This window comes from Pseudomonas sp. Seg1, from assembly GCF_018326005.1.
Lineage (GTDB): Bacteria > Pseudomonadota > Gammaproteobacteria > Pseudomonadales > Pseudomonadaceae > Aquipseudomonas.
Map to the genome: position 1 here is coordinate 3823386 of NZ_AP021903.1, position 23354 is coordinate 3846739.

Genomic DNA, 23354 nt, shown 5'->3' on the forward strand with positions numbered 1-23354 from the left:
GGCGTTCTGCGTGCCGGCGTTGCGCCCAATCACAATAATAATGAGGACGGATATGAACCCGAACCGCGCGACTTACCGTTGCCGCCTGGCCCTGACATTACTGGCCGGCACCGCGACCCTGCCGGCCCTGGCCACCGAAGCCGGCGTCGACAACATCGGCACCGGCACCGACGGCTTCTTCATGCTGCCGCTGGAAGTCGACAGCCTTCCGGAGAACATGGTCGCGTTCAACCTCTACTACAACCATTACAAGGCGCGAAAACTCAATATCAGCTCGTTTGGCGGCAAAGTGCCGAATGTCGAGATCGAATCCACCGCCGTCATTCCACGCCTCGATTATCTGAGCCCCGTGCGGATATTCGGCGGACGTCTGGCCGGCTACATTGCCCAGCCGTGGTTGAAGCAGGAAGTCTCGGTGTTCGGCCTCAGCGACACCCGCGAAGGCATGGGCGACACCACCATCGCGCCGATCATTCTGTGGGACATGGGCAAGAACCTGACCCTCGGTGCCGCCGTGGAAATCACCGTGCCGACCGGCGAATACAGCGTCGATCGGCTGGCCAACACCAGCAACAATTTTTACACCTACAAACCGCTGTTCTCCTTCACTTGGCTGCCGACGGACAAGACCGAAGTCTCGATGAAGACCACTTACAGCTTCAACGAGAAGAACAAGGACACCGATTACAAATCGGGGCAGATCTTCCACTTCGATTATTCCGCCAGCTACAAGATCACCGACGATCTGATGCTCGGCATCAACGGCTACTACCTCAAGCAGACCACCGACGACAAACAGTTCGGCCACACCGTGCAGTTTGCCGGGCAGGACGTCGATGACGGCGTGCGTGGCAAGGTCTTCGCGATTGGTCCGGCGCTGCACTTCACCTTCCTCAAGTACGCCAGTGCGGAGATTCGCTGGGCCAAGGAATTTGATGTGGAGAACCGGCCGGAAGGGGAAATGTTGTGGGCGAAAGTCAGCATTCCTTACGCTTTCTGACCCCACCGCAATCCCCTGTGGGAGTGAGCCTGCTCGCGATAGCGGTGTATCAGTTACTGATGTGCTGTCTGACACACCGCTATCGCGAGCAGGCTCACTCCTACAAGGGTTGTGGCCAGTTCCGAAGTTTTTAGCAGAAAAAAAGGGCGGCCAAATGGCCGCCCAAACGTACTACACGAGAGTCTTTTACAACGTCAGTTGTCCACGCTCCTCCTCGGTCAACTGCTGTTTCGCCTGTTCATCCAGCGCCCCCGCGCCCAGCACCTGCACCGGGCTGTTCGGGTTGTAACCCGGAGCCGGCGCGCGGCTGGCGCCATCGCGGGACGGCGCGAGTTGTTCGTTGCCGAAACTCAGCACCTGCACGGTAAACACCGATGCCTGATTCTGTCGCGCTGCCGCCTGCTGCTGACGGGCGACGTCTTCCGCCGCCTGGGTGGCGGACGATGCGGCGGAACTGGCCGAAGTAATTGCCCCGGTATTCACCGCCGACACCACCGGGACGCCAGTCGACTTGCCCTGCACCGAGATGTTGGCGGCGTTGACCACCGTCAGCGCGGCGATGTTGACGTTGCCCGACACACGAATCCCCGCCTCGCCCGCATCAATCGTGCCCAACGGTGCGATCAGGTCGATGTCGCCGGGCTTCACTTCGGCAATCGGATTGAGCGTGGCGATACCGGCGCCGGTGCTCGGTACCGATGGCGACAGGGTCACGTTGCCCCAGTTGTCGTAGACGCGTTTCGGCGGGGTGTAGACCACAGTGGTTTTCGAGCCACGACCGGCGTTGATATCACCCTCGGCCGACCAGCCGAGAATCGAGCCGCCGAAGGTGGTCATGATCCGGCTCTGACCGAGCAGGATGCTGCCCTGCGAATAGAGCTGAATGTTGCCCGAGCCCTGGGTGATGATCCCCGCCGTCGACGGTGGCGCTGCGCCTTCGATGCCGAATACCTGACCACCGCCCGGCGTAAGCATCTGGATGTCGCCGCCGAACAGGGTCTTGACCCCGGCGCCGCCGTACAGCGTGATGTCGCCGTCGTAGCGGATCGGATTGCCGGCCACATCGGTGGTCGGGAACAGCGCGGCAATGGCATTGCGACCGCGCAGGTAACTGCCTTTGCGCGGGCCGTCGACATCGTTGTATTCCAGGCCACCGGCACGCAGTTCGGCGAAGTACACCTGACGGGCGAAGATCGCCTGCTCGGCACTCGGCAACGCGGCGTAGAACGCTTGCGCCTGTTCGGCGCTGCCGCTGAAGCCGTAACCGAGGGTCAACCAGCTCTGTAGTTCGTCGAGATAGGTTTTGACCACCTTGCCCGGTTGCGCGCTGAGCGAGGTATCCGGATTGGCAACATTCAGCGTGTTCAGATACCGCGCGATGAACCGCAAATAATCCGGCCCCTGTGCCCCTGCGCCAGCCTGCAACACCACGCTCGCGCCAGACCGGTTATCCCCGGCCACCAACGGCCCTATGCTGTTGATGCTGGCGCGATCCTCCATGAGGATGTTGCGCCCGGCATTCACGTCCAGAACACCCGGTCCGGCGATGTCGAAACTGCTATAGAGGATGTCGCGCCCGGCCGAGACCCGAGAGACATCGCCCGGCTGGCTGTGCACGAACAGATTGCCGCTAGAGGCGATCTGCTCGTTACTGCGGCCCCTGCCCTCGCTGGCCGAATACGTCTGTTGTCCCAGGTTCGTACCGGAAGCGACGATGTCGCGCCCCGCCACCATCCACACCGGACCCGCGGCTTCATACCAGGTGCGTTTCGTGGTCTCGAAGAACAATGTCTCGCCCGTACGAATCCCCACCAGATCACCGGTCAATGCATAGAAACGCGCCGGCCCCTGGACACGGCTCAACCCCGAGTAACTATCAGGACCAAAAGCAAAGAGTGGGTAGCGCGTATTGGTCTCCGCCAGCACACCGTCGCTGCCGGCGTTGCTCATGATCGGTCGGCTGTAGACGTTGTTGCCGTAGCCATTGAATGCAGGTGCAAAGGGTGTCGCGATGGCCGATGGGCTGGCACCTGACTGGTTGATGGCGTAGCCACCGGCATAGATCGAATCGCCTGCGATCAGCTCAAGCTGCCCCGCGTTCGAAGGCGCCAGCAGCAGCGAATAGTTCAGGGCCGGTGCAGCGTTGCCTACACCGTAAGCCGCTGACGGCCCGACATAAATCGAACCCTGGCCCGCGACGGCGCGCAGTATCGACGGGATCACGTAGCGATCATCGGTGGGCGACGTATTGAGCCCGTCGATTTTCCCTTGGACGGTGGTTTCCATCAGTTGGGTGTTCGGCGTCAGATTGCCGCCTGCCGAGAATAAATCGATGGCCGTGTGATCGGTCCACAGCGAAAACCCCGTCAAACCGCCACCGGCGTGGTAAACGCCATCGGCCGTGGTAAACGGTGTCGAGTTCTGCAGACGCACGCGGCCTGGGTCCGCAGCGCCACCGAGTACCAGATCGCCTCGGGTATTGAGGCGCATACCCGAGTCGCCGGGAATCAGCACCACCCCGCCGCTGGCATTGCTGGCCGTCGAATTGAACGGATCGAAGGCGCGCGTTTCCCTTGGGTCGTGAAACAGCGAAGACGCGCCGTACTGCAGATTGACCCCGCCCAACGCGGCGCCCGTCAGTTGCGCAGCACCACGCAGGTTGATGATCGCGCCCTGCAAATCGTGCGTCGGCGTGCCTGTACCCGACAGGCCCGCGCGTGCTTGCAGAGACGGATTGAGGGTGCCACCGAGACGAATATCCAGGTCTCCGCCCCCGGTCAGTTGCAGGTTGCCGTCGCTACCGACGCGGCCGGTGCTGCCGACCGCCACGATCAGGCCCTGACTGCGTGGGTAAGCCGCATACTTTTCATCGCCCATGGCCTTGAGCATGCCGGCATCCCCGGTGGCGCTCAAACTGATGTTGCCGCCGCCCAACGTACCGAAACCGGTGAAGCCCACCAGATAGGGTTTGCTTTCCACACCCTGCATTGGTAGAGGCTGCGCAGCGTAGCTGCCAAAGTTGATCCACCAGGCCGTCGGCACATCGTCGTTTCCCGTCCCCTGGCGCCACAGCCAATTGCCCACCGCGACACTTGGAAGCTGGTCACGCGTGCCGTCGGCAACGGCAGTGGTACGACGGCCGAGCACGTCACCCGACACCGACCCGCCGGCATTGATCGTCAGGTTACCGCCCATCTGCGGATACCAGGCCTGATAAAGACTGGCACTGCCGCCATCGACCCATTTTTCGGCATCGCTGCCCGCGCTGCCCAACACCGAACCATCGGCCGACAGACGCCCTCGTGCCTGGTTGTAACGCGCATCGACGTTGCTCGATTGAGTGCCGGCGGTGTACACGCCAAACGGTGAAGCCATGCTCACGTTACCGGCAGCCATCAGGTCCAGGTCACCGGTGCCGGTGCGCAACACGCTGAACATTTGCGAATGGGCTTCGGCGCTCTTGCGGGGATTGTTTTCGATGCACAGCGCCGGATCGATGCTGCACCAGAACAATTCGTCATCGTTCATCGGCGTGTAATCCGGCATGCCCATCCAGTTACCCGGCGCCCACACCGTGCGCGCCATCGGCGCACAGGCGTCGGGCGCGATCTCGCAAAGCAGCAGGTATTCCTCTGGAACCGGTTCGTACGGAGTAAAGCCATACTCGTTACCTACGGCCCAGACCAGTTTGCCGGCCACCTCGATCATGGTCACACCATAGTGGGTGTCCGCCAGCTGCAAGTTGCCGGCGCTGGCCTGAGGTTTCACTGCACGGCTGTCGGCTGCGGCCAGATCGGCGCCTGCCACCATGCGCATCGACCACGACGCACTGCCTGCCGGCAGCATGCTGGCAATCGCCCAGTTGCGACCTTGTTGTGTGCCATTGGACGGACGCAGATCGAGGAACACGGTGCCGTCCGCCAGCTTCACATTGGTCATGGATGGAATCAGCGAACCACGTAACAGCTCCAGCGTAGTGCTCAGCAAGACGCCGACCGTTTTATTGTCGCCATCGACAGCACCCGGCAGCGGCACACCTTTGGGCCAGAGCAGGGTCTGTAACGCAGTGGCGTTGTTCAAACGAATGCCTGCGCCCAAACGACTGCCTGCCGGCAGGGTCACAGCGTTTTCGAGCAATGTGCCGGCGGCATACAGCAGATTGCCCACCGAGTCATGCACATCGCCAGCCAGCACGGTTCCGGCCTCAAGCGTATAGGGTGCGGCCAGCGTGCCCTGAACCGGCAACACAGTACCCGCGGCCAGCGTGGCGGCCTGAATCGGCAAGTCGTAGTTCAATGTTGCACCGACCGGGAAAAGCGTACCTTCGGCAAGGCTCACCCCGGCGCCCGGCACAATCAGGTCGCCACCGTACGGCTGAATGCCCGGTACCAGTTTCCAGCCAGCATCGTCGGCAGTTTCCGGCGGCGGCGCAAAACCGTCGTTGATGCTGCCGTAGATATCGAGATTGCCACCCGCCCGGATCAACAGGCTGCCCGCCTCACCGCTGCCATACACCGAGGTTCGGCGAGCGTTCGGGTTGAGGCTTGCATAACGGTAGCCGGACAGATCGAGATCGCCCTGTACAACCAGATCACCGTCGGCAGATTTACTGACGATTTCGACACCCGGGCGCAGGTGAAATACATCCGCGTAGGTCGCATTGTTGAGGCCGGCCAGTTTACGTTGCAGCAGATCACTGTTGTTCAGTGCCGCGTTGATAAAGCCGTCGCTCTCAGTGTGAATGCGGTCCAGGTAGCCCTGATCGATCACCTGATACGGGCGACCGCTGGCCGCCGGATCGGTGCCGTCGACGGCATCGCTGTAGCGGCGCACGGCGTTCAGCCCAATGGAGCGGGCACCTTGAATATTCACCGCGCCGCTGGCATCAATCGCAATGTCATTGCCGCCCAGGCGCGGTGCATTCAGCTCCAGCGTCCCACGCGCCAGACCATCGCGTTGTCCCGCCAGGTTTCCAGCCACTGCATCCGTGCCGTGACTCAGATCGATCCGTGCACCGGCGGCCAACGTCAGTACACCGTCAGCGGAATTGAGCTCGACCATGGCGCGGTTCGGCGCGTCGATGATCTGGCCGTAGCTGTCGACTCGCAGCACGCGGCCATGAGCATCCAGCACCGCGTCACCGGTCAGGCTCAAGCCGTTTTTGCCGGCCAGACGAATGCTGCCGACCCGTTCGCCACTGGCATCGATCAGCCCGGCCACGGTGAGGCTGCCGCTGTCCACCGAGACATTGACCTCGCCGGCCTTGAGCCCGTCACCGATGACCAGATCACCTTGCTTGAACTGGAAGCTGCGGCTTCCAGTCACTGCGCCCTCATTCAGGCGCTGGTTGAGGCTGGCGAAGGCCTGGCTCAAATCACCCTGCAGACGCTGAGCGCGAATGTCCACACCGGCGGCCTTGTACGGCACCCAGGTGCCGCCCGCATCGTAGTAGCCGCTGCTGCTGCCGACGATCTGCCCTTGCAGGTCAACCTGTCCGGCGTCGACGGCCAGGGCCACGACACTGAGTTGGCCGGCCTGATTGTTGACTGCCGACAGATCGATCCGCGAACCCGCCGCCTGATGAATATTGCCTGCGCTGCTGTGCAACGACACATCGCCGCCCCAGCTGTATTTCTTCACATCGTTGAACGGCAGGACGCGACCTGCCATGTCCACCTGCGCGCCGCTGCCAAGCGTCAGATCGTCCTCGGCATTGACCAGCAGTTTGCCGCTGGCAAGCACGATGCGACTGTCGAGCACAACGCTGCGTGCCGACAGACTCAGTTGCGCGCCGAGGGCATCCGCCACCGCCGTGGTGGCGGTGCCGCTCAGGCTCAGGTTGTTGCCGGCCTTGAGCTCGCTGACCGAGGCGGCTTCGCCGGTCAACAATGGCGTGCGCAGGTTGAGATTGCCACCGCTGTAGCTGAACCCCGTGACCGCGTCGTAAGCCCCTTGCGATTCGTACACCGCCAGGCTGCCCTTGTGGTTGGCGGTGATGCGTTCGCTGGCATTGAGGTTGACGTTGGCAAAACCCAGAGTGAGTCGGTTGTTGAGATCCAGACCATTGGGTTGTGGATTCGGGCCATAACCCAGTTCGATCCGTTGCGCCTGAATATCCAGCGTGCCGTGGCCGTTGCCAGCGCCATCCTTGACCACCGTGCCCGGCGCTTGCGTGGCACCGTTCCAGATCAGATTCCGGGTGCGAATCGTCGCCACGTCGCGGACACCTCCCGAGCCATAGATGGCCGGGGTGCCCAGCACCAGATTCTGCAATCGGCTCTCGCCGGTCTGTGGGTCGAGCGTGTCGAGGGTGACATCGCCGAAAAAGTTGAATGCATCGCGGGCCACCAGACTCAGGGTTTCCAGGGCTGGCGCGCCGAATTGCGTGTCGCCCTGCAACAAACGATCAAGCACGTTCTGGTTCAGCGTCAGGCCTGCGGGCAGACGACCGGTGGCCGCTGCCAGTGCTTGCGCACTGCCGGCATTCACCACGCCGACCGACAGTCCCAACTGGCGGGTGCCGAAACGAACGCTCTCGCCCATTTCGAAGTCTTTGTCGGTGGCGGCGATGATGCTGCCATTGGAGTACAGCAACGCCGGCGCCGTGCACTCGGCGGTCGGACAGGCGCCAATACGGATGCTCCCGCCTCCGCCCGGAGAAGGCGCAAGCACTGGCGTCCAGCCATTGGAGACCACCAGCAGGCTGTTGCGCTCCGGTACATAGATGAAACCGGCCGCCGCATCGTACGCAACGGCGCCGCGCCCCAAGGTATTGATGCCCGCTCCCGCATCAATCGTGATGCCGCCATTGGCGCTGGTGGTGCTTAGCACGACCTCCGGCGCCGAGAGGATGGCTCCCTCTCTCAGCGTGATGGCGGAGGTGCTGCCGATCATTTTTATGGAGCTGCCTTCCGCGCCGTAATACACGGTCGGGGTGCCACCGATGGTCAGTCGTCCGGCATTCAGCGCATTGAGGGTGTCGGCATACAGCGATACACCGGTAAACCCCGCCGTGCGCGTCCGCCCGGCGCCGAGAATCTCGAACTCACCGCCGGTATAACCGCCCTGGACGACAGTGGTGCCCATCACCCCGCCATCGGCGGGCTTGAACAGCACCCGCCCATTGAAGTCGAGAGCGTTGTCATGTTCGCCGCCGCTGACCATGCGCAGGTGCAGCGTGTTGCCGTCCAGCGGCGTGCGAGCACGTGGCAGGCCGCGCCGTGCGGCATCGTTGAGAACAAATTGGGTGTAGCCGGTTTCGTTGTACTGCGAATAACGCCGCAGGACATCGGCAGACGTCACAATCACCTGGCTGGGCAGGCTGTCACGAATGCCGGTATTGGCAATCGACATCTGCCCGGAACTGGTCCAGGAACCGTTGCGCAACGGCAACGCGCTGCCCATCGGGCCGGCCATCGCCTGACCATTGATTTCGACCCGGAAGGCACCCGGTAACAAGGCGAAGGTTGACGGCAGCAAAGTGTAGGTGCCCGGCGCCAGCCCGGGAATACCGGCCTGGAGCGTGATCTGCTGGCCGATACGCGGATCGACGGCGCCGGCCTCGGCGAGCATCGGCGCATAACGGCTCTGGTCACCCGCGACAATGGCATAAACGGGGTTGCTGGCCAGTCCCGGCAGGCTGAAGGTGCCATCGGTGGCATTGCGTACCAGCGGATTGAAACGTGCGTCGGTAGAGCCGCCTCGCCCGGAAACAAAACCGGCCCCGCGCAAATCGCCGCCCCCCGCAAGATCGATCAGCGCGCCGGCCTGTACATCGGTGTATTGCGCGTCGAGTATCACCCCGGATGTCGCACCGGCAATGCCATTGAGGATCACCGACTTGCCGTTGTATCGATAGTCGATCCCGTCGGTGGTTCCGCCATAAGGCATGACCAGTCCGGCGGCACTGACAGACGTCACGCTCCCGGGCAGCAGGTGCAATTCACGGGTTTTGACAAAAACGTCCTCACCCAGCGCAATGAGACCCAACGGCGCACGAATCACGCCCCCCTGCTCAATGTGGCCAGCGCTCAATGTGAGGCTGCCGAACACCGAGTAAGGCAGTGTCGTCGGCGCCGCCCCGTGACTGCTGATACGCAACGTATGCTCCGGCACCGATCCGGCCTGGCTCTGATAACCCACGCGCACTTCAGCCTGGACACCACTGGCCGGATAGATTTGCGCTGCACGCAAGTGCATGTCACCGGGTGTCCACAGACGGCTTCGCTGTTGCTCATCGCTCGGCGCGAGAAATCTCATGTCGCCTGCGCTGTCGAGCGTCACCTCAGCAAAGCCACGCCGACTGACCTTGAGCTCCGGTGCTCCTGCTTGCAAAACAGTCCCTTCGGTGCCAAAAGACAGCGAACTCCCAAGGTCCAGCAGGTTCGCAGAGGCGTTGAACTGCGCAGTGGACAACAGCGCGGTCGGGTTGCTCATGACCCGTGGACGAATCTTGCTGTCCGAACTCAGGTAAGTGCCCACCCCGGACAGGCGCAGATAAGGCGCACTGAGGTTGACCCGAGTGCTGTCCTTCGCCGACTCGGCCAGGGAAATGGAACCGGCGAACAGACTCAGACTCTGCCCCATGTTCAGGTCGACATCGCCCTCGAACGACATCAGGCCGTTGCTCAGCAGACTGACGTTATCGAAACCGCCACTGGTTAATTGATCAGCACTCAGACGCGTCCGTCCATAACGTAAAAGTGCCGCGGCTTCGCCCGCTTGCAGCGTCTGCGGCAGTGCCTCCGTCGGCCCTTGGCCGATGATCAATTCCCGTGGCACCCGCACCGCATTGGTCATGACCGCGGCACCGTAGGCTGGCGTGTCCAGCGCGATTTCCAGACGTCCGCCCGCCGCGCCTGCACCACCGGCGCCGGCCTGCAGACTGCCTTCGATAAACAGGCCATTGTAGGAGCTCAAGGCAATGCGTCCGCCATCGGTGGCCACGCGAACCGGTCCTTGCCCGGTATTGTCCAGCACCGCTTGCGTGCCGGAAGCCTCCAGACGCGCACCTTGACGGACGATGACGTAAGCGTCGGCGGCGGTCGCGGTGGCCTTCTTCGCATCAATTTCGCCACCGAGGATGATCGAGCCGCCCTTGCCGACCTGACCGTAGACTCTGCCCAACGCATCCACTGCTGTCGCGGCCCGACCGGCGACATCGAGCACGGCATGCTCACCGAGCCAGATCGAACGGTTGTGCGCCGTCGGATCCGCCTCTTGCAACGACGTTGCCACATCAATCGAGCCGAATTGCTGCTGACGGATATCAATGCTGCCGCCCCACGCGTTGAGCTCACCGTCCACCGTGATCTGACCTGCCCCGCGCAAGCTGATGCGCTGACCGGGATCGACGTTGATCCGTGAGCCCTGGCCGATGGACAACGGGCTGTCGGCGGGGTCAATCAAACCGGGGAACGTTGCGCCGGCCTGCAATGCAACGGAGGCACCAGCTCTTTGCGTCAGTACGCCCTTGAGCGGATTTTCCTGGAACAGCGTCGGCGTCCAAAGCTCAAGGGCATTGCCTGGTGTCGTACCGGACGGCACGTTCGAGGCTGATTCGGCGAAACGATAGACCGGCATCAGCACATCGAGGGCGGTGTCATCAGCCAGTTCCAGGCCCTTCAAACCGATGATGTTGTAGGCGCTGAAGCCCGAGCGGAACAGTCCCGGCGCCAGACGCAACGTCTGTCCATCGAGGCCCTCGCTGGCAGAGCCGATCAGCACCTTATTGGCCTGCAGGGTCAGCGTACCGCCGCCGCTCACGCCGTAACCTTGAATGTCACCATCAAGCACCATGTGTGACTGGCCGGGCGCGCTGTTGGTGCTGGATTCAAGGGTCACGTCGCCCCCCTTGCCGCCACGGGTCTTGCCGTTGGCCAGTATCGCGCCGCCCGACGAGACATCGACTTGACTGCCACTGGCCAGAAGGATGTCGCCGCTGCTGCGGATCGACACCGTCCCGCCGTCGATGTACGCCAGTCCGCCAGCGTCGTCCGGGTTGCTCGACAGGTTGCTCCAGAGACCTTGAGTCTGCAAATGCACACCCTGTGCAACGGCCACCCGCGCCTGTTTAGCCGCTGGCACCGGGAGGCTGACGTCGTCGCGTCGATTCGTGGCGAGCTGGTTCAACACGTTGCCAAGACGCAGGCTGCCACCTTGCGCTACCAGGTCAGCGTTGACCTGTACCTCAGGGCTGAACAGCGTGATGTCACCGCCATTGTCCAGCGCCACGCGGTCATTGACCTCAATGCTGTTTTTGGCGGAAATCTTCAGCGCCCCCAGCTTGAATCCATTAAGCAGCCCGGCATCGAGAAACAGTTTGCCCCGACGCTCTTCAGCGACCGCGCCAGCCAATCCTGAATCAGTACCGGTGTCACGCACGCCCCCGACCTGCACTTGATCCAGCAGCGGGCTGAGCTGATAAAGCAAGCCCGAACTGGCAGCGACATAGGCGGCATCGTAGCCACCCACGATCAACTGCCCACGCCGTGCCCGGGAGGTCTGCGCCTGCTCATATCCGTCGAGACCGGCCCGGGGGGCCGGGTTTGCCGTTCGCCCTGAAACACCTCGCCCAACAGTTGACCGTCCAGCACGGCGTTGCCCGTGGCAATCACCAATTGCCCGGCGTCACGACCCACGGTATACCCGGCTTCCAGACGACGCGTCGGCGCGATCAATGGGCTATAGAAATATTCAGTCTGCCCCCAGCGCTCACTGCTACTTTCGTAACCTTTGTAAAGACCGCTGTAGAGAATGTCGCCCGGCGCACGGGAGACTTCGTATAAGCGCCCGTCGGCACCGCGCAGCCAGCTCTGGCGAATCTCGCCGCTTTGCACATCGAGCGTGCCGCCGGACAAATTGATCAGCGAACCTTTTTCGCTGATCACATCATTGCCGGAAAATCTCACTTCACCGCCCTGAGCCATCCATTCACCGATACCGTGGCCCTGGGTGCCAAGGTAACCGCCCACTTCCAGCAGCCCGCCGGCGGTGTACCAGCGGTCAGTGGCGTAACCGTTGGTGCCCACCGGCACGAAGACCAATTCGCGAACATCGACCCAGACATCGTTACTGTTCAGCGCACCGCTCTGGCGATTGACCGAGGCATCGCGCTGCTCGTTACCCTGCACGTTGATCTTGATGTTGTTGGCTTCCATGGCCACTTTCACGCCCAGGGCGCCGGAGACATCAATCACCGCCCCGTCGCGCACCAGACTGCGCTGGCCGGCAGCCACGGCGACCTGACCGCCAGTAGCGAGGGTGATCGAGCCTCGTTGAAACTCGACGGTACCCCCGCTGCCGATATCGATGCGTGACTGGTCACTGCGAATCCGGTTGTCGGCATTCACACCGATCAGCGCCGACTCGCGCTGACTGTCGAGGGCGGTCAGGTCGCTGCTGTCGAGCAGGATTGCACTGACGCTGCCTTCGCCCAATGTCACACGGCCCCGAGTGTCAGTGGCCGGATTGAGCAAATGCACGGTGCCACGCGTCGCGACCGAAGTGCTCGCCAGCAGCACGCCGTTTTGCACGACGTCGCGGCCAGTCAGAGTGATGTCGCCCGTCGCGGCCTGAATCAGGCCGGTGTTGCTGACCTTGCCGGTGCTGTCAGCCTTGAAACCGGGAATGACCTCGCTGCCAAAGGTCGTGGAATAACCATTACCCTCGGTGCCCGAACCTTTACGAATGTAGAAGCGGTCACCCGCGCCGAGGACAGTCTGACCTTTGGCCGTGCTGATAGAGCCGTCGTTCTGCACTTCCTTGCCGAGCAACAGGGTGTAGCCGCCGGAATCGGTGGAAAGCGCAGGTTTGCGTGTTTCAATCGCGGCACCACGTTCCACAAGGACTTTGCCGGCAGCGTCGGTGAAGGTTGGCTGGCTGCCCTTGCTGTCGAAATACAGACCACGGTCGCGGAACTGCACATCGCTGATATCCGCCGCTGCCGCCACCAGGTTACGCACATTGACCTGACTGCTGCCGCTGAACACGATGCCGTTGCGGTTAATCAGCATGACGGTACCGTCCGCCTTGATCTGTCCTTGAATCTGGCTGGGCCGCGCGCTCGGATCATTGACCCGGTTGAGCACCGCCCAGTTGGACTGCTGGGCAAATTCCATCGTGGTATTGCGCCCGACGTTGAAGGTTTCCCAATTGAGAATCGCCTTGTCGGCAGTCTGCTCGATCTTCACCGAGGTCTTGCCGTCGGCCTGGGTTTGTTGCGGGCCTTTGGCATTCATCCAGCCCTGGGCCAGGCTGTTGTCGACTTTCAGACCGCCCTCGCCCAGTCCATCGGGCACCACTTGCACGCTGCCCAGTGCGGCGGCGCGTCCGGCCGCTTGTGCCGCCTGCTGGGCGGCGATCGCCGCCACGGTGTTGTTGAGTGTCTGCAACGAACGCTGTAACTGCTGATCGGCCCGCTGCTGCTGGGCCAGCGGTGGCGTCATCCCCGGCAAACCACCCACGCCAGGTCTCGCCGCCGCTGCTTGCTGCGCAACACCTTTAGCGGCAAACCAGCTCGAGCTGAACGCGGTTGCGGCCTCGGCACTGCCCGCCACCAGACACAACGCCATCGCCTGGGCCAGCGGCTTGAGCAACCACTGGGCCGGATCGCCAGCGCCACGGTTTGCAGGCTGGACACGGGTACTGCGACGGGAGGTGCGAGCAAGCATCACTACAGATCCTTTTTGATTGCAGGCCGGTTCAGCCCTGCTGTTACGACATAGGCAGTTGGCGAGCATCACGACCGAACGGATGTCACACAAATTTCATGTTCGAGGTGTAAATCGGCAAAAAAAATGGCAGCAGCCCGAAGGCAGCTGCCATTTCATTGCGCGTGAAACGAGGCTTGCTTAAGGACGACCGACACCGTTGCAGGCGTTGGCGTTGTTGATGTCCAGGTTGTTGCCCGAGCTGTTGGTGATGAAGTTGGCGGTCACGGCGGTTTTCCAGTTGTTTGGAACCGGCGTGAAGCTGTGGGCAACGGTGGCAACGTTGTTGCCCGGGTTGCTGTAGTGAGTAGTCAGGAAGGCTTTGACATCAGCGGCCACGGCTGCGTCCTTGTAGCACTGGCCGAAGATGAAGTTGGTGTAAGCCACGATCGGATAACCGGTGGCCGGGTTAGGCACGACTGGCGCCCACTGTGCCGGGTTGGCCGGCGCGGTTGGCAAGGCAGCAGTGCTGAGTGCCAGGGTCACGTTGGCGTTGGTTGGCTGTACGCCATTGACGCGGGCAACCACGGCGTTGCTGGTTGCGTTCACGCCGTCCGGACCGACGTAACCGATGGAACCGTCTACGGCGTTCACGGCAGTCGCCACGTCAGCGGTGTTGGCTACGCCGACCCAAGTCGAAGGCAGAGCAGAACCGGCTGGCAGACGAGCGTTGCTGAAGGTGGAGTTGACGGCGAATTTGCCTGGGCAAACAGCATTCAAGTGGCGGCTGAGGATTTCAGTGGTGCCACTGGAAACGTTGCGGTAAACCACACGGATCGGGGTGGTGTCGGAAGTGCCCAACAGGGTACCCCAATCGGTCACGCTGCCCGAAAGCGCGTTGCACAGCTGAGTGCTGGTCAGGTTAAGCGCGGTCTGGCCGGCTTTTTTGTACGGAATGGCAACCGAAGTGGCCACCGATGGCAACTGGATCAGCGGGCCGTATGAAGTACCGAAGTTGGTGGTGTAGGTGCTGAGTTCCGAAGCGCTGAGAATCGAATCGCTACCGGCGAAGTGCACAGTGCCGGTGGTGCTGAACTGTGCAGAGTTGTTGGTCAGGAAAGCACTTTTGCCAACGCCGCTACCGGTCACGGCGTAGCTGAAGTTGGCAGGCAGGATGCTGTTGGCAGAGCCTTTGTACAGAGCGGCAGGCAGTGAAGCGCCACCACCGGTTACGGCCATGGCCTGGGCAGAGGCCAATGCGGCGACAGTCAGTGAGGCTGCGATCAGAGTGCGCTTGAACATGAAGAATCTCCTTTTCAACTGGGTTGTGAACACAGGGTTTCGGATGGCTTGCATGACACTGGGAGGACTCACCGGGCCCTCGCTAGCGCTGGCCTTGGTTGAGTCGCACTGAGAAATTCGCAGTTTCCGGTGACAGATAAAGGAAAAAACCTCGGGAGCTGCGGGGTGTTTCTGAAGGGATTTTCTCGGGTGTTTGTCGGATGCTGCGCAGCGTCTGGATCGCGGGTTTGGCTGAATCGGGCTGGAGCCGTTGGCGGGTGGTTGCAGATGACAGAAAGGAGAACCCGAGGATGGGGGAAACATGGCTCGGGTGATGGAGAATCTTTTGCAAAAACTTTGAATTTTCTATTGACCTGACTGGCCTCATCGCTGGCAAGCCAGCTCCCACAAGGAGCCATGTCGTCAATGCGATCTGCGACACAACACAAAAACCTGTGGGAGCTGGCTTGCCAGCGATGAGGCCGACCCGGTCACCATCAATATTTCAGACACACCACTACTGGACCAGTTGGTTGATCTCGATGATCGGCAACAACACCGCCATCACAATCACCAGCACCACCCCGCCCATCACCACAATCATCAGCGGTTCGAGCAACGCCGTCATGCCCATCGCCCGCCGCTCGATATCGCGGGACAACGTCTGCGCCGCCCGCTCCAGCATAGGCGGCAGCGAACCGGTTTTCTCACCACTGGCGATCAGGTGAATCAGCACCGGCGGGAAGACATTTTCCACTCGCAATGCTGCGGCGAGGTTGACGCCTTCGCGCACCTTGGCCGTCGCCTCAGTGACACTTAGGCTCAAGCGATCGTTGGACAGTGTCTGCCGCGCTGCTTCCAATGCGCGCAACAACGGCACCCCGGCGCCGCCGAGAATCGCCAGGGTCGAAGCGAAACGTGCGGTGTTCAGCCCCAGAATGAACCGCCCGAACAGCGGCAACTTCAGCACCCGATGATGCCAACTCAAACGCGCCGCTGGATTGCGCAGATACAAACGCCAGCTCCAAAAACTTGCGGCCATGATCCCTGCACACAGCCAGCCCCAACTGCGGATGAAATCACTCGCGTTGAGCATCGCCAGGGTCAATCCCGGCAGATCCTGCCGTGCCTGGGAAAATGCACTGACCACCTGCGGCACCACGTAGCTGAGCAGGAAAATCACAATGCCGATCGACACCAGCCCGACCACGCCCGGATAGATAAACGCGGTGAGAATCTTGCCGCGCAGGTTGTTGCGCTCCTCGATGTAATCCGCCAGCCGTTCCATCACCTGCGCGAGGTCGCCGGATTCCTCGCCCGCGGCAATCAGCGCACGATAGATCTCCGGAAAATCCCGTGGCCGCGCCGCCAGCGATTCCGCCAGACGCATGCCGCTGCGCACATCGGCGCGCACGGCGCTGAGGGTGTGGGCGATGTGTTTTTTCTCGGCCTGCTCGACCGTGGCACTCAGCGCGGCCTCCAGCGGCAGACTGGCGCCCAACAGACTCGCCAATTGCCGCGTGGCCCAGGCCAGATCGTTGTCCGAGAGCTTGGCGCTGAACAATCCGCCACCGCCATGGCTGGCGACATTGCTTTCCTTGTGTACCGACAACGCGGTCAACCCGCGCCCGCGTAACACACTGAAAGCGGCGCCCTGACTGTCCGCCTCAAGGTGCCCGGATTCGATCTTGCCGGTCGCATCGGCGGCTTCAAAACGATAGCGATTCATCAGGCGTCCCGTGTCACACGCAAGATTTCTTCAGGGGCGGTGGCGCCACTGCGGATCCAGCGCTCACCGTCCTCGCGCAGGCTGAACATCCCGGCCTTGGCTGCCGATGCACGCAGAGCCTGCTCCCCTGCCCCTTGGTGAATCAGGGTGCGGATGTCGTCGTCGATGCAGAACAATTCGTGAATGCCGGTGCGGCCGCTGTAACCGGTGTGATTGCACGCCGCACAACCGACCGGGCGCCATGTCCCCGGTGTCGCCGGGTCTTCCTGCTTGCACTGATTGCACAGGCGTCGCACCAAGCGTTGCGCGAGTACGCCGAGCATCGACGAGGCCAGCAGAAACGGCTCGACGCCCATGTCGATCAAGCGGTTGACCGCCGACACCGCGTCGTTGGTGTGCAACGTTGCCAGCACCAAATGCCCGGTCAGCGACGCCTGCACGGCGATTTGTGCGGTTTCCAGATCGCGGATCTCGCCGATCATGATGATGTCCGGGTCCTGGCGCAGGATCGCTCGCAGCGCCAGCGCGAAGGTCATGTCGATCTTGGCGTTGACCTGAATCTGGCTGATGCCCGGCAGGTCGTATTCCACCGGGTCTTCAACGGTGAGGATATTGCTGGTACTCGCATCGAGTCGCGCCAGGGCGGCGTACAGGCTGGTGGTCTTGCCGCTGCCGGTCGGCCCGGTAACCAGCACGATGCCGTGGGGCTGGCGGATCAGGTGATCGAGTTTGGCCAGCACTTGCGCGTCCATGCCGAGGGTTTCCAGGTGCAGACGCCCGGCCTGCTTGTCGAGCAAGCGCATCACCACCCTTTCGCCATGTCCAGTCGGCACCGTTGAAACGCGGATATCGATTGGTCGCCCGGCCACGCGCAAAGCGATGCGTCCATCCTGCGGCAGGCGTTTTTCGGCGATATCGAGCTGCGCCATGATCTTGATCCGCGATACCAACGCACCGTGCAATGCCTTGCGCGGCGAGACCACGTCGCGCAGGGTGCCGTCGACGCGATAGCGCACCACCGAATGGGTTTCAAACGGCTCAATGTGAATGTCACTGGCCTCATCGCGCGCGGCTTGGGTGAGCAAAGCGTTGATCATGCGAATCACCGGCGCGCCGTCCTGGGTGTCGAGCAGGTCGGTGATTTCCGGCATGTCTTGCATCAAGCGGTCGAGGTCGACTTCGTTTTCCGCGGCCCCAACCACTGCTGCCGCACTACCCGTGTCGGCATACGCACTGGCAAGCAAGCCATCCAGTTCGTCATCGCGCACGCGCTGAATCGTGGTCGCACCAAACTGCCGCCGCGCCTCGCTGATCGACCAACCCGGCGTCGACGGGCACACCGTCAGTACGCCATCGCACAAAAGAATCCGCTGTGCCTTGGCCCAGGCGTAAGGCAACACACTCATCGCCGCCCCTCCGCAACCCGAATGATCTCCCCGGTGGCAATGCAATCCCTTGGAGCACTGGGATCCCCTGTGGCGAGGGGATTTATCCCCGATCGGCTGCGCAGCAGTCGTAAATCCTGCACACGCGGTTCATCAGTAAAATCCGGGTGACTGGTTTTGGGGCTGCTGCGCAACCCATCGGGGATAAATCCCCTCACCACAAAGGCATCACTCACATTGAGGGCAGGTTTCAAAAGCGTGTGCTCCCTTCAATAGGCACGGCTTTGATGGTTGCTCGCGGCCCCGAACTCGGCCCCACCGCCGGCACACCCTGCGCCGCCGCCGGCAACTGCGGCGCCTGCATGTCCGGCATCGCCCAGCTGCGTTCCGGCTGCAAACCACCCTGCGCCCGGCGCATGAAGTCGTAGCGATTTAGGGTGATGCTGCGCCCCGCCTCGCTGTCGCGAATGATGTACGGGCGCAGGAACACCATCAGGTTGGTCTTGGTGATCGCCCGGCGTTCATTGCGAAACAATGCGCCGAAGCCGGGGATCGTCGATAACCATGGCACCGCGTCATTGCTCTGGCTGTAACCGTCCTGGAGCAAGCCGCCGAGCACCATGATCTGGCCGTCATCGAGCAGGATGCTGGTATCGATTGCGCGTTTGTTGGTGACGATGCCCGCAGCTTTTGCGCTGCTGGAGGCACGCTCATCAATGCTGCTGACTTCCTGGTAGATATCGAGCTTCACCGTGCCGCCCTCGGAGATCTGCGGGCGCACATTGAGCTTCAAGCCAACCTCTTCACGGGTCACCGTCTGGAACGGGTTATTGCTGGTGCCCCCGCCGCCCGTAACATAACTGCCGCTGACAAACGGAATGGTCTGGCCAACAAAAATACTCGCCGCTTCGTTGTCCAGCGTCAGCAGGTTCGGCGTCGACAGCACGTTGGTGCCGCCCTTGCTCTTCAAAGCCCGGGCCAGCACTTTCAGGTCAAGAATCTTGCCGATGCCGGGGATATCCACCGTGCCGTTGACGTAACCGAGGTTCAAGCCTTGCGGCAGCACGTCGAGGCTGGTTTTGCCACTGAGATTGATCCCCGAACCCCCCAGATTCGCGCCACCGATCACGCCATTACCGCCGAGGTTGCCGGTCTGCCATTGCACGCCGAACTCACTGGCATCGTCCTCGCCGACTTCGACGATCAGGCTTTCGATCACCACTTGCGCACGCCGTTGGTCAAGCAGATCGATGACTTCGCGCAGGTTGCGATACAGCGGTTCCGGCGCGGAAATCAACAAAGTGTTGGTGGTGGCGTCGGCCTGAATGGTCACGCCACCGGCACTGAAGGCGACGTTCTGCTCGCTGGCCTGATTAGCGCCGCTGCTGGTGCCGCCACTGCCTTGGGCGTAACTGCCACCGGTACTTCCGCTGCTATTGCTGGTCGATGTCGTGCCGCTGCTTTGCGCACCACTCTGGCCGTTCTGCCCAGCATTGCCGCCAGTGCTCGCACCCATGGCACTGAGCACCGAACGCGCACTGTCGCTGGTGCCGCTGTCGCTCTCGCCCGTGAGCAAACCGCGCAATGCCTGCGCCAGTTTCGCCGCTTGCGCGTTGCGCAAATAAACCACATGCAAATTGCTTGGATTGCTCTGCGCATTGTCGAGTTTGTAGATCAGGTTACGCGCCAACTCGGTACGCTCCGGACTGCCGGCGCGAATGATGATGGTGTTGGAACGTGGATCACCAATCACCGCGATTTTCTGCGTCGGATCATTGCCCGGCGCATCGAGCAAATCCGCCACCATCGGCGCAATGTCGGCAGCGATACCGTTCTGGATCTGCACCACATCCGTGTCAATCGCACTCGGCGAATCAATGCTCGCAATCAACTGCGCCACGCGGGTCAGGTTGTCCGCGTAATCGGTGATGACGATGGTGTTATTGCCCGGATAGGCGTTGATCGGATTGTTCGGCGAAACAATCGGGCGCAGCACCGGAATAAGGTTCACCGCGTTCTCGTATTGCAAACGAAACGTACGGGTGAGCATGCCGTTACCCGCCGGTTTGTCAGCGCTGTAAATTGGCCCACCCAACAACTTCGCATCCGCCTCCGGCACCACCTGCGCCACGCCGCCGACATCAACGACGCTGAAACCCTGCATACGCAACGCCGCTAGCAGCATGTCGTAAGCCTGCCGCGCCGGCACCTGACCTTCCGAGACCAGCGTCAACGTGCCCTTGACCCGAGGGTCGACCAGAAACTGCTGCCCGGTCGAACGCGACAGCGCCCGCACCACCGCTTGAATATCGGCGTCGACAAAATTCAGCGTCACCGGTTGATCGCCCAAAGGATTGCTCGGCAACGCAATACCCGACGCCGCCGCGCCGCTGCGCGCACGCTTGCTGATGTTGTGCAATTGCTTCGGCACAGGTCGCGCCTGCGCCTGTGCGCGCTCGCGGTCGAGCACCGCGTCGCCGCTGCGCTGGGTGTTGGCCAGCGGCCGGCCCAGCTCACTGTCGACCAGCAACGGCGGCTGATTCTGTGGTGTGGTGGTGTTGCTGCACGCGCTCAACGCCATCAGCAACATCGGCAACGCCAGACGTGCCGGTTTGGATCCTGACCCCTTCATGAAGCTTCCTTAGCGCCCAGCGCCTGATCCATGCGAACGGTGCCTGACAAAGTGCCGGCAGTGACTTCGGTCGAGGGGTTGTCTGCGCGTTGCAAACGGGCCTCGACCACTTGCAGAGAAAGTTGTGCCGGGTTGCTCAACAGCCAGTCGAGCACGGCGTCGGCCGGTGCCGCGTCGAAGGTCAGCAGCCAGGCACCGGCCTCCCCGGCCTGCAATTGATAGTGCCCGGCGAGGCCGCTGGCCTGCAGGGTCTGCTCCAGCGACTGCGCCACGGTTTGCCCGTCCGGGCGCACGCTGACTTCGCGCAGCAGCACTTCCAGCGCTTCGGTCTGGGCGCGCAGCTTTGGCGTTTCGGTTTCCCAATAAGTGATTTTCTTCAGCGGCGGCTGGATCAGCGCGACCCATAGCAGCAGGCCGAGCAGCGCTATGGCCATGCCGGCAACCATGCTTTTTTCGCGCAACGCCAACGGCTGCCAACGGGCCTGCAACTGAGTGTTAACGCGCTGCCACTTGGCGCGGTACAGCGCGAGCGAGGCCCTATTCATCTTCTTCTGCTCCGCCGCTGTCATCGCTGTCGCTTGGGGTGGCTTCAGTGGCCGGACGCAAGGTCCAACCCTCCTCATCTGCCGTCACGCTGATACCGGCCTGGGCCAAGGTGCTTTGCCAGTCCTGATCATTGCCGCCACGACGGGCTTCACTGAGCAGACTCAGTTGCAAGGTGCCGTCGACAAATGTCAGCCGCTCGACACTGCCCGCCATCGACGGCATGCCGCTGCCGGCCTGCAACACCAGACGATTGAAAGTCTGCGCCGGATCATCCGCCGTGCTCTTCTGCCGCGCCGCCAGTTGCTGACGGGCCTGTTGCAACGGGTTGAGGATCACCGGCAACTCAGGGAACGCCTGCTTTACCCGCAGGTTCATCTGGCTTTTCAATTGCTGACCCTGCCCGGCTTCGCGGGCGGCATACAGGTTCAAACCGATCACCCACACCGCCACGGCCAACGCTGACAGAGCGATCGCCCTGCCCCAGCCACGATGCTCGGTTTGTTGCTGCTGGACTGCGCCATGCAATCCCCAACCGGGTAGCGGCCCGGTCCAGCGCTGCGCATCGGCCATCGGCAATTCGGCGCCCGGCGGCGGTTGATCGCCGATCCAATGCAAAGTGACGCCCGGTTCCCATACGACACCGTCGAGGCCGTCATCGAACAACGGCTGCACCCGCGCCACTTGCACGCTGTCGCGCAGCAACAAATGCCCATCCTGCACGCACGCCACCGTGCCGGGCAGCACCGGCAAACTGTAAGGCGCCGGGTAGAGACCGCGCAGGTTCAGCCCAGCGCTTTTGAGCAACTGGCCAAAACGCAACAAGTGCTGCCGAGGCGCCCAGGCGATCTGCACCTGCCCGGCCTCGTCCCGCGCGCTGTGCGCAATGTGCATCTCGCTGCTGTCGCCCAGCATCAAGGCCTGCGCCGCACACTGTACCGCCGCGACGATCTTGTTCGCAGGCAGCGGCGGCAAATCGAGACTCGCCAACAGGCTGTCGGCCGGGTGCAGAAAACACACCAGCGGCGGCACTTTCGACTGCTGACTCAACTGGCTCAAACTGTGGCGTTCCTCCCGCGTGACCTGGCCCTGACGATCCAGCCAGGCGCAGTGCAATTGACTGTGCAGATCCAGTTCCGCCAAGGGCGGCAACGCCACCTTCAACTGGCTCATACGCCCACCCGCGACCAGATCACTTGCGGCAAGCGGTCCTGGCTGCGATGCAGCAACGCCTCAAGACTGACCCGCCGCTGATCGCGCCGCGCCTCGCCACGCAGGCGAAACCAGTCACTGGTGATGCCAACCTTGACGCTGGTCAGCTCCAGTTGCGGCATGCGCAAACGGTTAACGAAATCGCCCCGGTTGATAAACCAGCGTCCGGCATCACGCTCATTGATCAATGCCTGCGCACGCTCCAACGACAGCCCCGGCACATAAGCAGCTAAAACCGGCGCAGTGGCAGTGTTGCCATTGAGCCAAGTCGTCGCGGGAATCACCGTCAGGTACGGCGCCAGTTTGCCGATCAGCGCCTCATTAACGCCGTCGACACTGCGCAAATCATCGATGCTGCGCAGCATTGGCAACGTCGGATTCTGCGGTTTGCGTGAAGCGTTTGGAGAGGTCGCGCGACCACTGTCGAAACCACTTTTCGGCGCCTCGGCAATCTGCGGATTCAACAGTCGCGGGTACGAAGCAATCACCCGCTGACTGATGCGCTGACTCAACCCGGCACTGACCCCGATCAACTCGCACAAGCGCTGAAACGCCGCGACCTGCGCTTCATCGACCCGCTCGTTGGCCACCAGATTGCGCAAGTTGAACTTGCCCTGCTCATCCTCCAGTCGCCCCTCAAAACCTTGCGCGGAGAGACGCTGCGCCCACGGCTGATCGAGCCGGGTCAACGGGTCGCGCTGACGTTCATCCCAGAGCAATTGCCGGCTGATCTCCAACCCGCCCTGCACCACCCAACGCCCCTGCACACGCTGCTGATCCGCCTCCAGCGCACGGGTCGACACGCTCTGGCGCGTCAACATGCCCGCCGCAATCACCGCCACCACGGCGGCAATCAACAACGCGCTGATAATCGCCATGCCCTGTTGCTTCGCCCCCTCAGGCGAGCGGCTGTTCATGGCCG

General features: G+C 62.2%; 10 protein-coding genes. 1 reads left to right on the top strand and 9 read right to left on the bottom strand.

The annotated features are described in order from the left end of the window. The first annotated feature begins 52 nt into the window (after positions 1-52). Positions 53-1000 carry a SphA family protein gene (locus tag KI231_RS17065; protein WP_103302416.1) on the top strand — a complete coding sequence of 316 codons (948 nt, stop codon included), beginning with the start codon at positions 53-55 and terminating at the stop codon, positions 998-1000. A gap of 186 nt (positions 1001-1186) precedes the next feature. On the opposite strand, the gene KI231_RS17070 is transcribed toward KI231_RS17065, so the two are convergent. From KI231_RS17070 to gspK, 9 genes are all read right to left on the bottom strand, one after another. Next, the gene (locus KI231_RS17070; RefSeq protein WP_502937181.1) at positions 1187-11473 is read right to left on the bottom strand and encodes a filamentous hemagglutinin family protein; all 10287 of its coding nucleotides are present in this window, start codon (positions 11471-11473) and stop codon (positions 1187-1189) included. Positions 11474-11475: 2 nt separating this feature from the next. After that, a complete protein-coding gene (locus tag KI231_RS30350) occupies positions 11476-13671 on the bottom strand; it encodes a two-partner secretion domain-containing protein (protein WP_502937182.1) in 2196 nt (731 codons plus the stop codon). Positions 13672-13851: 180 nt separating this feature from the next. Then, complete coding sequence (locus tag KI231_RS17075; protein WP_103302418.1) at positions 13852-14952, bottom strand: substrate-binding domain-containing protein; 1101 nt, start codon at positions 14950-14952, stop codon at positions 13852-13854. A gap of 496 nt (positions 14953-15448) precedes the next feature. Beyond that, the gene (gspF, locus tag KI231_RS17080; RefSeq protein WP_212809187.1) at positions 15449-16660 is read right to left on the bottom strand and encodes a type II secretion system inner membrane protein GspF; all 1212 of its coding nucleotides are present in this window, start codon (positions 16658-16660) and stop codon (positions 15449-15451) included. Then, complete coding sequence (gspE, locus tag KI231_RS17085; RefSeq protein WP_212809188.1) at positions 16660-18066, bottom strand: type II secretion system ATPase GspE; 1407 nt, start codon at positions 18064-18066, stop codon at positions 16660-16662. The genes gspF and gspE overlap by 1 nt, the downstream gene beginning before the upstream one ends. A 229-nt stretch (positions 18067-18295) precedes the next feature. Then, positions 18296-20677 (bottom strand): type II secretion system secretin GspD, encoded by a 2382-nt coding sequence (gene gspD, locus KI231_RS17090; RefSeq protein WP_212809189.1) that lies wholly within the window; start codon positions 20675-20677, stop codon positions 18296-18298. Continuing rightward, the gene (gene gspM, locus KI231_RS17095; protein ID WP_212809190.1) at positions 20674-21222 is read right to left on the bottom strand and encodes a type II secretion system protein GspM; all 549 of its coding nucleotides are present in this window, start codon (positions 21220-21222) and stop codon (positions 20674-20676) included. Before gspM ends, gspD begins: the two co-directional genes overlap by 4 nt. After that, positions 21215-22393 carry a type II secretion system protein GspL gene (gene gspL / locus KI231_RS17100; protein ID WP_212809191.1) on the bottom strand — a complete coding sequence of 393 codons (1179 nt, stop codon included), beginning with the start codon at positions 22391-22393 and terminating at the stop codon, positions 21215-21217. Before gspL ends, gspM begins: the two co-directional genes overlap by 8 nt. Continuing rightward, positions 22390-23349, bottom strand: coding sequence for a type II secretion system minor pseudopilin GspK (gene gspK / locus KI231_RS17105; protein WP_212809192.1), 960 nt, complete (start codon positions 23347-23349; stop codon positions 22390-22392). Before gspK ends, gspL begins: the two co-directional genes overlap by 4 nt. Positions 23350-23354 lie beyond the last annotated feature (5 nt).

Bases quoted from the DNA above. Each gene is read 5' to 3' on its own strand.
- KI231_RS17065 (WP_103302416.1), top strand. From the start codon at position 53: ATGAACCCGAACCGCGCGACTTACCGTTGCCGCCTGGCCCTGACATTA.
- KI231_RS30350 (WP_502937182.1), bottom strand. From the start codon at position 13,671: ATGCTTGCTCGCACCTCCCGTCGCAGTACCCGTGTCCAGCCTGCAAAC.
- KI231_RS17075 (WP_103302418.1), bottom strand. From the start codon at position 14,952: ATGTTCAAGCGCACTCTGATCGCAGCCTCACTGACTGTCGCCGCATTG.
- gspF (WP_212809187.1), bottom strand. From the start codon at position 16,660: ATGAATCGCTATCGTTTTGAAGCCGCCGATGCGACCGGCAAGATCGAA.
- gspE (WP_212809188.1), bottom strand. From the start codon at position 18,066: ATGAGTGTGTTGCCTTACGCCTGGGCCAAGGCACAGCGGATTCTTTTG.
- gspD (WP_212809189.1), bottom strand. From the start codon at position 20,677: ATGAAGGGGTCAGGATCCAAACCGGCACGTCTGGCGTTGCCGATGTTG.
- gspM (WP_212809190.1), bottom strand. From the start codon at position 21,222: ATGAATAGGGCCTCGCTCGCGCTGTACCGCGCCAAGTGGCAGCGCGTT.
- gspL (WP_212809191.1), bottom strand. From the start codon at position 22,393: ATGAGCCAGTTGAAGGTGGCGTTGCCGCCCTTGGCGGAACTGGATCTG.
- gspK (WP_212809192.1), bottom strand. From the start codon at position 23,349: ATGAACAGCCGCTCGCCTGAGGGGGCGAAGCAACAGGGCATGGCGATT.